Origin of the sequence: Sphingomonas aerolata (assembly GCF_003046295.1) — a bacterium.
GTDB classification, from domain to species: Bacteria; Pseudomonadota; Alphaproteobacteria; order Sphingomonadales; family Sphingomonadaceae; genus Sphingomonas; species Sphingomonas aerolata.
The window spans coordinates 1,153,645-1,167,364 of the sequence record NZ_PZZN01000001.1 but is presented as its reverse complement, the minus strand read 5'-3'; the positions used below and the strand labels follow the sequence as shown (position 1 = coordinate 1,167,364).

Annotated in this window: 16 protein-coding genes and 1 tRNA gene; 12 read left to right on the top strand and 5 right to left on the bottom strand. The window is 68.5% G+C overall.

The features are described from left to right. The first annotated feature begins 154 nt into the window (after positions 1–154). From C8J24_RS05365 to aguB, 4 genes are read left to right on the top strand one after another with little or no spacing between them, the layout of a single operon-like run. Positions 155–1,786: a M28 family peptidase gene (locus tag C8J24_RS05365; protein ID WP_107930810.1), complete on the top strand. Its 1,632-nt coding sequence runs from the start codon at positions 155–157 to the stop codon at positions 1,784–1,786. Beyond that, entirely contained in the window at positions 1,787–2,755 is a 969-nt protein-coding gene (locus C8J24_RS05360; protein ID WP_107930808.1) for an agmatine deiminase family protein, read from the top strand. It abuts the gene before it with no gap. Then, entirely contained in the window at positions 2,755–3,105 is a 351-nt protein-coding gene (locus C8J24_RS05355; protein WP_107930806.1) for a DUF3147 family protein, read from the top strand. Before C8J24_RS05360 ends, C8J24_RS05355 begins: the two co-directional genes overlap by 1 nt. A gap of 8 nt (positions 3,106–3,113) precedes the next feature. Beyond that, on the top strand, positions 3,114–3,974 hold the full coding sequence (aguB, locus tag C8J24_RS05350) for an N-carbamoylputrescine amidase (protein ID WP_031395228.1): 861 nt from the start codon (positions 3,114–3,116) through the stop codon (positions 3,972–3,974). Between the two features lie 6 nt (positions 3,975–3,980). Here aguB and C8J24_RS05345 read toward each other — a convergent pair whose 3' ends face one another. After that, on the bottom strand, positions 3,981–4,652 hold the full coding sequence (locus C8J24_RS05345; RefSeq protein WP_107930804.1) for a uracil-DNA glycosylase: 672 nt from the start codon (positions 4,650–4,652) through the stop codon (positions 3,981–3,983). A 22-nt stretch (positions 4,653–4,674) separates the two neighbouring features. Here C8J24_RS05345 and folK point away from each other — a divergent pair, with 22 nt between their 5' ends. The 5 genes from folK to C8J24_RS05320 all read left to right on the top strand — a co-directional run bounded on the left by folK (position 4,675) and on the right by C8J24_RS05320 (position 6,958). Next, complete coding sequence (gene folK / locus C8J24_RS05340; protein ID WP_107930802.1) at positions 4,675–5,151, top strand: 2-amino-4-hydroxy-6-hydroxymethyldihydropteridine diphosphokinase; 477 nt, start codon at positions 4,675–4,677, stop codon at positions 5,149–5,151. A gap of 19 nt (positions 5,152–5,170) precedes the next feature. Beyond that, positions 5,171–5,246 (top strand) — tRNA-Lys (locus C8J24_RS05335). A gap of 88 nt (positions 5,247–5,334) precedes the next feature. Continuing rightward, on the top strand, positions 5,335–5,754 hold the full coding sequence (locus C8J24_RS05330) for an HIRAN domain-containing protein (RefSeq protein ID WP_107930800.1): 420 nt from the start codon (positions 5,335–5,337) through the stop codon (positions 5,752–5,754). A gap of 175 nt (positions 5,755–5,929) precedes the next feature. Then, entirely contained in the window at positions 5,930–6,199 is a 270-nt protein-coding gene (locus C8J24_RS05325) for a DUF1488 family protein (protein WP_031395725.1), read from the top strand. 6 nt (positions 6,200–6,205) lie between these two features. Continuing rightward, positions 6,206–6,958, top strand: coding sequence for a phosphatase PAP2 family protein (locus tag C8J24_RS05320; protein ID WP_107930798.1), 753 nt, complete (start codon positions 6,206–6,208; stop codon positions 6,956–6,958). Between the two features lie 12 nt (positions 6,959–6,970). On the opposite strand, the gene galE is transcribed toward C8J24_RS05320, so the two are convergent. Next, positions 6,971–7,951 carry a UDP-glucose 4-epimerase GalE gene (galE, locus tag C8J24_RS05315; protein ID WP_107930795.1) on the bottom strand — a complete coding sequence of 327 codons (981 nt, stop codon included), beginning with the start codon at positions 7,949–7,951 and terminating at the stop codon, positions 6,971–6,973. Between the two features lie 92 nt (positions 7,952–8,043). Here galE and msrA point away from each other — a divergent pair, with 92 nt between their 5' ends. Beyond that, positions 8,044–8,586 (top strand): peptide-methionine (S)-S-oxide reductase MsrA, encoded by a 543-nt coding sequence (gene msrA / locus C8J24_RS05310; RefSeq protein ID WP_031395728.1) that lies wholly within the window; start codon positions 8,044–8,046, stop codon positions 8,584–8,586. An 88-nt stretch (positions 8,587–8,674) separates the two neighbouring features. On the opposite strand, the gene C8J24_RS05305 is transcribed toward msrA, so the two are convergent. Continuing rightward, positions 8,675–9,679, bottom strand: a complete 1,005-nt coding sequence (locus C8J24_RS05305; protein WP_107930793.1) for an L-threonylcarbamoyladenylate synthase — start codon at positions 9,677–9,679, stop codon at positions 8,675–8,677. A gap of 46 nt (positions 9,680–9,725) precedes the next feature. On the opposite strand from C8J24_RS05305, the gene C8J24_RS05300 reads away from it, so the two are divergent. Together C8J24_RS05300 and C8J24_RS05290 are read left to right on the top strand one after the other, a co-directional pair. Continuing rightward, entirely contained in the window at positions 9,726–11,438 is a 1,713-nt protein-coding gene (locus C8J24_RS05300; protein ID WP_107930791.1) for an acyl-CoA dehydrogenase family protein, read from the top strand. A gap of 435 nt (positions 11,439–11,873) precedes the next feature. Then, positions 11,874–12,704: an arylamine N-acetyltransferase family protein gene (locus C8J24_RS05290; protein WP_107930789.1), complete on the top strand. Its 831-nt coding sequence runs from the start codon at positions 11,874–11,876 to the stop codon at positions 12,702–12,704. A gap of 35 nt (positions 12,705–12,739) precedes the next feature. On the opposite strand, the gene C8J24_RS05285 is transcribed toward C8J24_RS05290, so the two are convergent. Next, a complete protein-coding gene (locus tag C8J24_RS05285; protein ID WP_031394568.1) occupies positions 12,740–13,096 on the bottom strand; it encodes a GntR family transcriptional regulator in 357 nt (118 codons plus the stop codon). A gap of 37 nt (positions 13,097–13,133) precedes the next feature. Then, positions 13,134–13,709, bottom strand: coding sequence for a nitroreductase family protein (locus tag C8J24_RS05280; protein ID WP_107930787.1), 576 nt, complete (start codon positions 13,707–13,709; stop codon positions 13,134–13,136). Positions 13,710–13,720 lie beyond the last annotated feature (11 nt).

Sequence of the window (13,720 nt, the reverse complement as noted above, 5' to 3'; positions counted from 1 at the left end):
CTAGCAACGCCGCGCGCGATGACAAACGCGCACTTTCGTCCAATTTGCACCAGACCGGGGGCGGGGACCGAGGCGACCACCGCGGGGGTGGCGCATGCCTTGCGCGGCGGGGGGCACGCTGCCAGAACGCGCGGCACTTACTCGGGAGATCCCTATGCGCGCTGCCCTTCTGCCCTTGCTTCTTCTCGGCACCGCCGCCTCGGCGCAGACCGCGCCCGCCATCTCGGTCGAAACGCTCAAGACCGTCACGCAGACGCTGTCATCGGACGCCTATGAAGGCCGCGCGCCGACCACGCCGGGCGAGGCGAAGACGGTCGCCTATCTCGTCGCGCAGATGGAGGCCGCGGGGCTGAAACCCGGCAACAAAGGCAGCTGGACCCAGGACGTGCCGATGGTCGAGATCACCGCCAAGGACGTCCGGCCGTTCGTCTTCACCGGCGGCACCGCTCCCGTCAGCCTCGCCTATCGCACCGACATGGTCGCCGGCACCTACCGCGTCGCGCCGACGTCGACCGTGACGAACAGCGACGTCGTGTTCGTCGGCTACGGGATCACCGCGCCCGAAAAGGGCTGGGACGATTATGCCGGCGTCGACGTGAAGGGGAAGACCGTCGTCATCCTCATCAACGACGCCGACTGGCAGACAATGGGCCGCGAAGGCCCGTTCGAGGGCCGCGCGATGACCTGGTATGGTCGTTGGCCCTACAAGTTCGAGAATGCGGCGAAGCACGGCGCGGCTGCGGCGATCATCGTCCATGACACCGAACCCGCGGCCTATCCATGGGCGGTGGTGCAGTCGTCCTGGACCGGGCCGCAGCTCGAGCTCGACGAGACGGGCGATCATCTCGACCAGTCGCAGGTCATCGGCTGGATGCAGAAGCCTGCCGCCGAACGCGTCTTCGCGAGTGCGGGCAAGGACTATGCCGCGCTCGCCGCGGCGGCCAAGGTCAGGGGCTTCAAGGCGGTACCGCTCGGCCTCAAGCTGTCGACCGGCTTTGCCAACACGATCCGGCGCCAGGCGTCGAAGAACGTCATCGGCGTGCTGCCGGGGACGACCGCACCGAACGATTACGTGCTGTATTCGGCGCATTGGGATCATCTCGGCCGCTGCGATGCGGTGGGTGGCGACGACATCTGCAATGGCGCGGCGGACAATGCGACGGGCACCGCGGGGCTGATCGCGCTCGCACAGGCGCATGTGAAGGCCGGCCCGGCGAAGCGCTCGATCGCGTTCCTCGCGGTGACCGCGGAGGAATCGGGGCTGCTCGGCTCGCGTTATTATGCCGAGCATCCCGTCTATCCGCTCGCGCGGACGGTCGGCGGCGTGAACATGGACGTGCTGAACGTCGACGGCCGCGTGAAGGACTTCGTGCTGACGGGGGCGGGCAAGTCGGAGATCGAGGATCTGGTCAAGCCGTTCGTCGCCGAGCAGGGCCGCGTGATCGGCGTCGAGGCGAACCCCGAACGCGGCGGCTATTATCGCTCGGACCATTTCAGCTTCGCCAAGCTCGGCGTGCCGATGCTCGACGGCGGCAGCGGCGAGGATCTCGTCGTCGGCGGCACCGCGGCGGGCCATGCCGCGCGCGAGGACTATGTCGCCAACCGCTATCACAAGCCCGCGGACGAATATGACGCGAAATGGGACTGGTCGGGTGCGGTCGAGGATCTGACGATCTATTACGGGCTCGGCCGCAAGCTCGCCGACGACACCGCGCTGTGGCCCAACTGGTACAAGACCGCCGAATTTCGCAACATCCGCGACAAAGATCGCGCAGGAGCCAAGTAAGTGACGACACTCCCCCCGCCCGCCGAATGGGCCCATCACAAGGCCGTGTGGATCGGCTTTCCGAGCCATGCCGATCTGTGGCTCGACGATCTCGAACCCGCGCGTGACGAGGTCGTCGCCTTTGCCTCCGCAGTCCATGCCGACGGCCGCGGCGAGACGGTGATCCTGGTCGCCGCGGACGAAGGGTCGGCGGGCACCGCGCGCCGGCTCGCGCCGTTCGCCGAGGTCGTGGTCGAGCCGTTCGGCGACATCTGGCTGCGCGACACCGCCCCGATCATCGTCGGCGACGGCACCGCGCACCAGTTCGTGTTCAACGGCTGGGGCGGCAAATACGACCTGCCCGGCGACGACACGATCGGCCGCCGTCTCGCCGAGAGTCGCGGCAAGACGCTCGCGGCGTTCGACTGGGTGCTCGAAGGCGGCGCGGTCGATGGCGACGGCACCGGCGTGGTCGTCACGACCGAGCAGTGCCTGCTCAACCGCAACCGCAACCCCGACCTCGACAAGGCGGGGATCGAGGCGCGGCTGAAGTCCGATCTCGGCTTCAGCCAGGTCGTGTGGCTGGGCGACGGGCTCGTCAACGACCATACCGACGGCCATGTCGACAATCTCGCGCGCTTCGTCGGCGAGGGCCGCGTCGCGATCCCCGAGGCAGCCGAGAACGACCCGAACTGGCAGGTCTATCAGCTGGCGAAGCGCGATGCGGAACGTGCCGGCCTGACGGTGGTCAGCATCCCGTCGCCCGGCCGCGTGCTGCGTGACGAGGAGATCGTGCCGGCCAGCTACATGAACTTCTACATCGGCAATGCCGCCGTCGTCGTGCCGCTCTACGGCGCGGAGAATGACGACGCCGCGGTCGCGGCGATCCAGGCGATCTTCCCCGACCGTCAGGTCGTGGGCCAGCGTGCGGATCATATCCTGACCGGCGGCGGCAGCTTCCACTGCATCAGCCAGCAAATCCCCGGCTGATGCTCGCCTTCGCGGTCCGCGCGGTCCTGTCCGGGATCATCGTCGCGCTGATCGCACTGATTGCCCGGCGGAGTCCGGCGGCAGGGGCGCTGGTCGCGTCGCTGCCGCTGCTGTCGGTGCTCGGCATGATCTGGCTGTGGCACGACACCGGCGACCGCGTCCGGCTGGCCGCGCATGCCGAGGCTACCTTCTGGTACGTGCTGCCCTCGCTGCCGATGTTCCTGCTGATTCCGGCGCTGTTGCGGCACGGAGTCGGCTTCTGGCTTTCGCTCGCTGCCGGTTGCGTCCTGACGATCCTTCTCTATCTCGCGGTCGTCGCAATCGCGGCGCGCTTCGGCGTGACGCTATAGGAATTCGCATGACCGAGATCACCGTCGCCGCGCTCCAGCTCGGTTTCACTGCCGATATCGACAAGAACATCGCCAATGTCTCGCGGCTGGTCCGCGAAGCTGCGGCGCGTGGCGCGCAGGTGATCCTGCCGCCCGAATTGTTCGAGGGCGAATATTTCTGCCGTGTCGAGGACGAGGGCCTGTTCGCCAACGCCGCCCCCGTCGGCGAGCACAAGGCGGTGCTCGCGATGCAGGCGCTCGCCGAGGCGCTCAAGGTCACCATCCCGACCAGCTTCTTCGAGGCCGATGGCCCGCATCACTATAACAGCCTCGCGATGATCGGCCCCGACGGCGAGGTGCAGGGCGTCTATCGCAAGAGCCACATCCCCGACGGCCCGGGCTATGAGGAAAAATTCTATTTCCGCCCCGGCAATACCGGCTTCAAGGTCTGGCCGCATGCCGCGGCGCAGGGCCGCTCGACGCTCGGCGTCGGCGTCTGCTGGGACCAATGGTATCCCGAGACCGCGCGCGCGATGATGCTGATGGGCGCCGAAGTCCTGTTCTACCCGACCGCGATCGGCAGCGAGCCGCACGACACCAGCCTCGACACCGCGCGGCTGTGGCGGCGTGCGATGGTCGGGCATGCGGTCAGCAACGTCGTCCCGATCGTCGCCGCCAACCGCGTCGGTGTCGAGCATGGCCAGACCTTCTACGGCACCAGCTTCATCGCCGACGAGCGCGGCGACATTCTGGCGGAACTCGGTCGCGACGACGAAGGCGTGATCACCGCGACGATCGACCTCGACATCGTCAAGCGCCACCGCGCCGCCTTCGGCTTCTTCCGCGACCGCCGCCCCGATCTTTACGGGCGGCTCGTCGCGGACGTCTGACGCAGCTTATGCTGCGGCGATGCTGCGCCGCAATTCCAGCGCCCGTGCGAAGACTTCCTCGAACATCTCGGGGGTCAGGACGCGGGTGTTCTGGTTGTAGCGCGAGCAGTGGTAGCTATCGATCAGGATGCGGCCGTCGGGCATGACATGCTCGGCGAGATGGCCGAACTTCGCCTTGGGCAGGCGTCCGCCGAGCAGCTTGACGCTGGTCTGGTGCGCGATCTGGCCGAGTGCGATGAAGATCCGTGCCTTGGGCAGTTCGGCGAGCTGCGATTCGACGAACGGGCGGCAGGTCCGGATTTCCTCCGGGGTCGGCTTGTTCTGCGGCGGCAGGCACTTGACCGCGTTGATGATGATCGCGCCGTTGAGCTTCAACCCGTCATCGGGTTTCGCCGCGAAGACGCCCTCCGCCAGCCCGAACTTGCCGAGCGTTTCGTAGAGCAATTGCCCCGCGAAATCGCCGGTGAACGGGCGGCCGGTGCGGTTGGCGCCGTGCTTGCCGGGCGCGAGGCCGATGATGCCGAGCCATGCGTCGGGATCGCCAAAGGCGGGAACGGGCGCGTTCCACCAGGTCGGGAATTCGGCGCGCAGTTCGTTGCGAAAGGCGACGAGACGCGGGCAATTGGGACAGTCGTGCGGCGGCTCGGTTTCGGGCAGCGGGGAGGGTGCGAAGTTCATCGCGGTGCGTTAGGCGGGTCGGATGGAGCGGACAACCTATGCGATCGCGCTCGGCTCAAATCGGCGCGGAATCCACGGCGCGCCCGCCGCGACGATCCGCGCCGCGCTGGCGGCGGTTGGCGGTGTCGTCGCCGTGTCGCCGATCATCGCGAGCGCACCGCTCGGGCCGTCGATCCGGCGCTATGCCAATGCGGTCGCGCTGATCGAGACGGACGACTCGCCGCCCGTGCTGCTCGCGCGGCTGAAGCGAGTCGAGACCGCGTTCGGGCGGCGGCGCGGGCGTCGCTGGGGATCGCGGGTAATCGATCTCGACATCATCCTGTGGTCGGGGGGCGTTTGGCGGGGGCCGGGGCTGACCGTGCCGCACGCCGCCTACCGCGACCGCGGCTTCGTGCTGGCACCGCTTGCGCGTATCGCGCCGCGCTGGCGCGACCCGCTAACCGGGCAAAGCGTCCGCCATCTCGCGCACAAGGTTGACCGACCGCGGCTGCGCCCCTAGTGGCTCGCAGCCGATGTACGGGTCCGTAGCTCAGTTGGTAGAGCAAGCGACTTTTAATCGAGAGGTCCCGGGTTCGAGCCCCGGCGGACCCACCATCGGCACCTCCTCCTCTCGCAAACCCCTGATTCGCCCCCCCGATTCGCACCGCTTGATCGGCCGCGCCGGCGCGCGCATCGTCGCGCGATGGACGAATTTACCACCTCGATCGTCGGCATCGACTTCCCCAATGCGGACAAGACCAGGAGCAACCGGCGGATGGAAATCCTGCTCTGTGCGCCGGGCGACCGCGTGACCCTGCGCCGCGAACCGAAGAATCCGCATGATTCGAATGCGGTCGGCGTGTGGAGCGAGCGCGACATCCAGCTCGGCTATATCAGCGCCGAACGCGCGCCGATGATCGGCCGGCGGCTGCAGGCCGAGGAGACGAGCGCGCTGTTCCAGGCGATGCATCAGGGCGGTGCCTATATCCGCATCCGCTTCGGCGGGGGTGACCCTTCGCTGCCGCCGCCGATCGCGGATCCCGGCCCGCCGCCACCCCCGCCCGAACCCGACCGCGACGACGGCTTCTACCGCGACGAGGACGGGCCCGAATGGGGCGCCTGATCGCTCGGGGTGGGGAAACACCGCAGCGCGGACCTTTCCCGGATCGAAGGCCGGGCTCACGGGTTATCGCTGCCTGACCAACCCTGTATCGGCGAAGCGCAAAACGCGTTTTACCGGCTTGCCCTGCACGAGGGGCGAGGGCAGGGACGATCGCGTAACCCCGGGAGTTCAAGACATGGCCAGCAGCCTCGTAATCGACCAGAACAGCCTTACCGACAACGACCGCGAGCGGCAGGTCGAGTTCACCGCCGAGATCGACGGCGACGACCGTGATTTCGCGGTGAAATATGCCGTGCTGAAGGAACTCAGCGGCGACGAGCCCGAGGACGACGCGCTCGAGCTGTTCGAGCGCTTCAGCGACGAGATCGTCGACGTCTGCGCCGAAGCCGCGATGAAGAAGCCGTCCGCATCGCTCATCGTCATCGACGAGGGCGATCTGGAATAATTCCGCATGACGGCGTCGGCCGGCCGTGGCGACGGTGATCGCAGCGTGACGCCCGGCGTCGCCACCCCGGGCGAGGCGCATCGCCGTCGCCTGCCGGTGGTGCTTGCGGGCGCATCGGTCGGCGCGGTCGCGATCGCGCTCGTCCTGCTGATCGGTCTCGCGGTCGGCCACTGGCCGTTCGATTTCGACCGCGCGATCATCCTCAACCTGCGCGCCTGGGGCGGGCCGTCCTGGCTACCCAAGGTCGCCGCCGACGTCACCGCGCTCGGCGGCGGCGTCGTGCTGACGATCATCGTGGTGCTGGCGGCGGGGCTGCTCGCGGTCCAGCGGCTCTGGCTCAGCGCGGCGGCGACGCTCGCCGCCAGTGTCAGCGGCGGGATGGTCGTCGCGCTGGTCAAGACCGAGGTCGCCCGGCCGCGACCCGACATCGTCGACCATCTGGTCCAGGTGTCGAACATGAGTTTCCCGAGCGGGCATTCGGCGAACAGCGCGATCGTCTATCTCACGCTCGCCGGGCTCGCGTCGCAGGTTACCGTATCGAATGCAGCGCGGCGCTACATCCTCGTCATGGCGATCCTGATGGTCGGGGCGATCGGATGCAGCCGCGTCTATCTCGGCGTCCACTGGCCAAGCGACGTGCTCGCCGGCTGGAGCTTCGGAACGCTGTGGGCGCTCGGCTGGTGGCTCGCCACGGCGCGCGCCCGGGCGGCGATCGGCGGCGAGCGCCACGCCTTTGGCCGCCCGCCCGCCGACGCCTGATCGAGCCCGTTCCTAGCGCTGGCGCTCGGCGAGCGTGCGTTCCCAGGCCAGCGCGTCGCGGACGATCCCGTCGAGATCGGCATGGCGCGGCGTCCAGTCGAGCGTCGAAAGGATCGCGCTGTTGTCCGAGATCAGCATCGCCGGATCGCCCGCGCGACGCCCCTCGAGACGGCGGTCGATCGTCATGTTGGTGACCTTGTCGACCGCATCGAGCACCTCGAGCACCGAGAAGCCGGTGCCATAGCCCGCGTTGAGCGTGTGGCTCTTCGCCGGCTCGGCGACCAGCAGGTCGAGCGCTGCGACATGCGCGGCGGCAAGGTCGCTGACATGGATATAGTCGCGCACGCCGGTGCCGTCGGGGGTGGCGAAATCGGTGCCATAGACGCCGACATGGCTGCGCTTGCCCGTCGCCGCCTCGACCGCGATCTTGATCAGGTGAGTCGCGCCGACCGTCGACTGGCCGCTGCGCCCCTGCGGATCCGCGCCCGCGACGTTGAAATAGCGCAAAGCCGCATAGTTGATCGGGTGCGCCGCCGCGACGTCGCGCAGCATCGCCTCGGTCATCAGCTTCGACATGCCGTAGGGATTGATCGGCACCGTCGGATCGCCCTCCGCAACCGGCACCTTCTCGGGCGTGCCATAGGTCGCTGCGGTCGACGAGAAGATGAAGTGCGGCACGCCTTCGGCCACCGCGCTCTCGATCAGCGACCGGCTGGCGGCGGTGTTGTTGCGGTAATATTTGAGCGGGTCGCTGACCGATTCGGGCACCACGACCGAGCCGGCGAAATGCATGATCGCGCGGACCTTGTGATCGCGGATCGCCGCGCGGACCTTCGCATCGTCGGCGACATTCGCCTCGACCAGGGTTGCGCGCGGATCGACCGCCCAGTCGAAGCCGGTGACCAGATTGTCGACCACGACCACCTCATGCCCCGCGTCGAGCAGCGCCAGGACCGCATGGCTGCCGATATAGCCGGCGCCGCCCGTTACCATCACCCTGCCATCAAGCCTTGGACCGTCGATCACATGCGTCTCCTCTTTGTTGCGGGGTAGCGGCTTCCTATCTTGGCGGAAAGGAGATCGTGATGACGGATTATGTAACGCTGGCGGGCGGGTGCTTCTGGTGCACCGAGGCCGTGTTCAAGGACGTGATCGGCGTCGAGAGCGCCGAGAGCGGCTATATCGGCGGGCATGTGCCTGATCCGACGTACAAACAGGTATGCGGCGGCGATACCGGCCATGCCGAGGCGATCCGGATCGGCTTCGATCCCGAACAGCTGAAGCTCGGCGATCTGCTCGACATCTTCTTCGCGACGCATGACGCGACGACGCTCAACCGCCAGGGCAACGACGTCGGCACGCAATATCGTTCGGCCATGTTCCCCGCCGACGACGCGCAGAAGGCCGAGATGCAGGCGGCGCTCGAGCGCGCGCAGGCGGACAGCGCCAAGCCGATCGTCACGACGATCGAGCCGATGACCACTTGGTACGAGGCCGAAGGCTATCACCAGGATTATTGGGAAACCTCAGGCCGCTCCAACCCCTATTGCATGGCGGTGATCCCCCCCAAGCTGCAGAAGCTGCGCAAGAGCTTCGCCGCACGGTCGAAGGCGGCGGTCAGCGCGTAACGACGCTGTTCCCCCGCGGACGCGGGGGTCCAGCTAAATACCGGATGCCAACGCGACTCCTGGACCCCCGCCTGCGCGGGGGAACAGGTCAGCGATGCGCGGCGCGGCGGAGGCGGTCGTTGATCGCCTCGCCGATGCCTTCGGACGGAATTGGCGCAACGGCGATCCTCGGATGGTCGTTCGCATCGGCGTCGTGGAGCAGGTCGAACAGCTTCGCCGCCGCTTCGACGAGGTTGCCTGACGTCGACAGCGAGACATCCCCTGCAACCGCCCCGAACCCGATCAGCCATTCATCGGGCTCGGCTGCGACCGCGTTCAACCGAAGCAACTTGCTCGGCGCATAATGGCTTTCAAGCTGCCCGGGCGCCGTAACCGCACGCCCCCCCGGCGAAGGCCGGGGCCCAGTTGGGGGACGACCGTGAGGCCCGTCGCCCTCCGTTGCAGCGACCTTTCCACCTGGGCCCCGGCCTTCGCCGGGGAGGTGTTCTAGAAGCGCGTCCGCGGTCACCGGCCCCGGCCGCAGCACCGTCCGCCCCGCCACGATCGTCGACTCGAGCCCCGCCTCGGTCGCGCCATCGTCGAGGATCAGCGGCACGTTCCCCCCCAGACTCGCCGCGACATGCGCCGCGGTCGTCGGCGAGATCCCCCCGCTCGCATTGGCCGACGGCGCCGCGAGCGGCCGCCCCGATGCCGCGATCAGCGCCTGCATCGCGCGGTGCCGCGGCACCCGGATCGCGATCGTGTCGAGCCCCGCGGTCACCAGCGCCGCGATCCCCGAATCGCGGCGCACCGGCAGCACCAGCGTCAGCGGCCCTGGCCAAAACGCCGCGGCCAGCGCGCGTGCATCCGCATCGAACACCGCGATCCGTTCGGCCGCGGCAAGATCCGCGACATGCACGATCAGCGGGTTGAAGCTCGGCCGTCCCTTGGCCGCATAGATCCCCGCCACCGCCTGCGCGTCGGTCGCATCCGCGGCGAGTCCGTAGACCGTCTCGGTCGGCACCGCGACGAGTCCGCCGGCGCGAATCATCGCCGCCGCCTGCGCGACCGCCGCGGTGCCGTAGGGTAAAATCAGGGGGTGTGGACGCGTCATTCTGAAGGCCTATAGCGGGCGCAAAGCATAGCGATAAGAGGATGCCATGGCCTTCACCCCAGCAACCACCGAACAGCGTTTCGTGCTCGATCACGTCGTGCGGATTGGCGAACTCGCCGCCACCGACCGGTTCGCCGCCGCCAGCGACGACGTCGTCGACGCGGTGCTCGAAGGCGTGGGACAGTTCGCCGCAGGCGAATGGGCGCCGCTCAACCGCGCAGGGGACACTGTCGGCGCGAAATGGACCCCCGACGGCGTCGTCATGCCCGACGGCTTCGCGCAGGCGTACAAGGACTATGTCGAGGGCGGCTGGGGCACGATCGGCGTCGAGGAGGAATGGGGCGGGCAGGGCCTGCCCTTTGCGATCCAGACCGCGGTGCTCGACACATTGGGCTCGGCGAACATGGGCTTCGCGCTCTGCCCGACGCTGACCGTCGGCGCGATCGAGGCGCTCGCGCATCACGGCAGCCCGGAGCAGCAGGCGCTCTACCTCCCGCATCTTGCGACCGGCGAATGGACCGGCACGATGAACCTGACCGAGCCGCAGGCCGGCTCCGACGTCGGCGCGCTCCGCGCCACCGCCACCCCGCTGGGTGACGGCAAATGGTCGATCAAGGGCACCAAGATCTATATCTCGTTCGGCGATCACGACATGGCGCCGAACATCGTCCACCTCGTCCTCGCGCGGACGCCCGGCGCGCCCGCAGGAACCAAGGGCATCTCGCTCTTCCTCGTCCCCAAATATCGCCTGAACGACGACGGCACGCCCGGCGACTTCAACGACGTCCGCGTCGTCTCGATCGAGCACAAGATGGGGCTTCACGCCTCGCCGACCTGCGTGCTGAGCTTCGGCGATAATGACGACTGCGTCGGCGAGCTGATCGGCGCGGAACTCGGCGGCATCCGTGCGATGTTCACGATGATGAACAATGCGCGGCTCAATGTCGGGCTTCAGGGCGTCCAGGTCGCCGAGGGCGCGACCCAGGGCGCGGCCGCCTATGCGCTCGACCGGGTCCAGTCGGCGCGCGCGGGCTCGCCGAACAAGGAGTCGGTCAAGATCGTCGAGCATCCCGACGTCCGCCGCATGCTGCTGCGGATGAAGGCGCAGACCCAGGCGGCGCGCGCGCTCGTCTATTATGCCGCCGGGCAGGTCGACCGCGCCAATATGGGCGACGCCGCGGCACGCAACCGCCTCGAACTCGTCACCCCGCTGGCCAAGGCGCACGGCACCGACATCGGCAACGAAGTCGCCTCGCTGGGCATCCAGGTGCACGGCGGCATGGGCTATGTCGAGGAAACCGGTGCCGCGCAGTATTTCCGCGATGCGCGCATCACGCCGATCTACGAAGGCACCAACGGCATCCAGGCCGCGGATCTGGTCGGCCGCAAGCTCGCGCTCGATAATGGCGGCGCGTTCGCCACGCTGATCGCCGACATTCGTGCGGAATCGAAGGACGAACGGCTGCTCGCGCTCGTCGACGCCTGCGACGCGATCGGCCGCCGCCTCGCCACCGCGGACGCCGACGACAAGCTCGCCGCGAGCTACCCCTTTCTGACGATGCTGTCGGTCGCGACCTGCGGCTGGCTGATGGAGCGCCAGGGTGCGCTCGCCGGCACCGACGATTTCGGACGCATGAAGGCGGCCTCGGTCCGCTTCTACCTCGAACAGATCGTCCCTGAAGCCATGGGCCTCGTCGCCGCCGCCAGCGCCAGCGCGGCGGTGCTGTACGCCATCGAACCGGCGCTGTTCGCGGCGTAAGCCCCCCTCCCGTCATCCTGACGAAAGTCAGGATCCAGAGCCACGCATGCGGGCGTCCGTGGCTCTGGATCCTGGGTCGAGCCCAGGATGACGGAGAGGCTGGTGCGCACACCCCCGTCCGCCCCACCCCCGTTCGCCCCGCTTCCATTCGCCCCGCTCCCACACCCACTCCGTTCGCCCTGAGCGCAGTCGAAGGGCTGCCCCAAGCCCAGGTGCTTCGACTTCGCTCAGCACGAACGGCGGGGGTGAGGGGCGGCGGCGGGGGTGTATCCCCGCGGCGGCGGGGGACGCATGCGCGCGGGGCCGGGGGACGTATGTTCACCCGTGCCCCAGAACCGCGGCCATGCCCCCCAACAGCCCCCACCCGCCTTTCGCCACTCGACGGCCGCGGCACACGCACGGTAAGGGCAAACCCAAACGAGGACCCCCCGACCGATGTTCGATCTCGACGCTTACCTGACCCGTGTCGCCATGCCCGCGCGGCCCACGCTCGACTCGATCGGCCTTGGCCGGTTGCAGCTGGCGCACCGGCTCGCCATCCCGTTCGAGGATCTCGACGTCGTGCTCGGCCGCGGCATCGCGATCGACAGCGCCTCGGTGTTCGCCAAGCTCGTGACCGCGCGCCGCGGTGGCTATTGCTTCGAGCATAACCGGCTGTTCCTCGACGCGCTCGCCGAACTCGGCTTTGCCGCCCGCCCGGTGCTGGCGCGCGTCTGGATCGCCGCGACCGAAGTGCCGCCGCTCACGCACACCTTCGCGCTCGTGACGATCGACGGGCAGGCCTGGATCGCCGACACCGGCTTCGGCGGCAGCTACACCCCGGTGCTCCCGCTCGCGGACGGGGCCGAGGCGACCGCGCCCGATGGCGCGCGCTTCCGGCTCGAGGCGACCAGCCGCGATCACGGCGAACAGGGCTGGATGCTGCTGCGCGACGGGGATCCGATGACCACCGACGGACGCGGCGCGAGCGGCGGGTTCCAGCCGCAATACAGCTTCACGATCGCCGAGGTGTTCGACGCCGATCTGCTGCTCGGCAATCACTGGACGTCGACCGCCCCCGCGAGCCGCTTCACGCAGACCGCGATTGCCAGCATCGTCCTGCCCAACGGCTTCGCCTCGCTGATGGGGCGCACCTATCGCCGGCGGTCGGGCACCGACACGGCCAGCGGCGAGATCACCGACCCGCGCGTCTACCGGATCCGCATGAGCCTGTTGTTCGGGATCGACCTGAGCGTCGAGGACATCGCCGCGCTGAATCTGTTCTGAGTCACCCGCCGCGCGGGATCACCCCGCGGGGCGGCTCAGGCCCGCTCGTGCGCCAGCAGGTCGCGGGCGTCGAGACCGAGCAGGTCGATATGCCCAAGGATGCGCGGCCAGTGCGTGGTGACGAACGTCTCGCGTTCCGCCACGCGCAACGCTTCTGCGGCACCCGGCAGGACGAACATGCCGACGCCGCGCCGGACCTCGACATAGCCGTCGTCCTGGAACGTCTGATAGGCCTTGGCGACGGTCAGCGGATTGGCGCCATGCTCGGCGGCAAAGGCGCGGACCGAGGGCAGCTGATCACCCGCGCGATAGTCGCCGCGTAATATCCCGGCGGCGATCGTGGCGCGGAGGCGGAGATATACGGGGCTGTCTTCGCTGCTGAGCGCTGTCATGCTGCCTTAATACAGCAATTGGCCATTTCGTCGAGTCCTAGGGCCGCCAGCGCGAGACGACACGTTCCATATCGGGGCGGGGCCGTTCGTCGAGCGGCCGGGACGGCGTGCCGACGAACAGGAACCCGGCGATCCGCTCATGGCCCTCGCCGAACGCATCGCGCACCGTGTCCGAATAGCTCGGCCAGCCGGTCAGCCAGCCGCCCGCAAAGCCCAGCGCGTGGACCGCGTGGAGCAGGTTCATGCACGCCGCGCCGGTCGACAATTCCTGTTCGAACACCGGGATGTGGCTCGGCTTGGGTGACGACAAAACGACGACCAGTGCCGGGGCTTGGTGCGCGAACTGGTCGAGCGCCTCGATCTCGGTCCGCGACGCGGTCGGCCGCTCGACGCGGTACGCATCGATGATCAGCGCGGCGAGCGCGGTGCGCTGGTCTTGGCCGATCACCACGAACCGCCACGGCGCCAGCTTGCCATGATCGGGGGTGCGCGCCGCGATCGCCAGGATCTGCGCGAGCTGGTCGGCATCGGGACCGGGTGCGACGAGGTCGCGCGGCTTGCCCGAACGGCGGGTCGCGAGCAGCGAAAGCGGGCTGGAAGTGTCGTTGAACATCGCTCCGCAGA

Coding starts and splice junctions, on each gene's coding strand:
- C8J24_RS05285 (WP_031394568.1), bottom strand. CDS start 13,096: ATGACAGCGCTCAGCAGCGAAGACAGCCCCGTATATCTCCGCCTCCGC.
- C8J24_RS05305 (WP_107930793.1), bottom strand. CDS start 9,679: ATGACGCGTCCACACCCCCTGATTTTACCCTACGGCACCGCGGCGGTC.
- galE (WP_107930795.1), bottom strand. CDS start 7,951: ATGGTAACGGGCGGCGCCGGCTATATCGGCAGCCATGCGGTCCTGGCG.
- C8J24_RS05345 (WP_107930804.1), bottom strand. CDS start 4,652: ATGAACTTCGCACCCTCCCCGCTGCCCGAAACCGAGCCGCCGCACGAC.
- C8J24_RS05320 (WP_107930798.1), top strand. CDS start 6,206: ATGACGGCGTCGGCCGGCCGTGGCGACGGTGATCGCAGCGTGACGCCC.
- msrA (WP_031395728.1), top strand. CDS start 8,044: ATGACGGATTATGTAACGCTGGCGGGCGGGTGCTTCTGGTGCACCGAG.
- folK (WP_107930802.1), top strand. CDS start 4,675: ATGGAGCGGACAACCTATGCGATCGCGCTCGGCTCAAATCGGCGCGGA.
- C8J24_RS05325 (WP_031395725.1), top strand. CDS start 5,930: ATGGCCAGCAGCCTCGTAATCGACCAGAACAGCCTTACCGACAACGAC.
- C8J24_RS05290 (WP_107930789.1), top strand. CDS start 11,874: ATGTTCGATCTCGACGCTTACCTGACCCGTGTCGCCATGCCCGCGCGG.
- C8J24_RS05365 (WP_107930810.1), top strand. CDS start 155: ATGCGCGCTGCCCTTCTGCCCTTGCTTCTTCTCGGCACCGCCGCCTCG.
- aguB (WP_031395228.1), top strand. CDS start 3,114: ATGACCGAGATCACCGTCGCCGCGCTCCAGCTCGGTTTCACTGCCGAT.
- C8J24_RS05280 (WP_107930787.1), bottom strand. CDS start 13,709: ATGTTCAACGACACTTCCAGCCCGCTTTCGCTGCTCGCGACCCGCCGT.
- C8J24_RS05330 (WP_107930800.1), top strand. CDS start 5,335: ATGGACGAATTTACCACCTCGATCGTCGGCATCGACTTCCCCAATGCG.
- C8J24_RS05300 (WP_107930791.1), top strand. CDS start 9,726: ATGGCCTTCACCCCAGCAACCACCGAACAGCGTTTCGTGCTCGATCAC.
- C8J24_RS05355 (WP_107930806.1), top strand. CDS start 2,755: ATGCTCGCCTTCGCGGTCCGCGCGGTCCTGTCCGGGATCATCGTCGCG.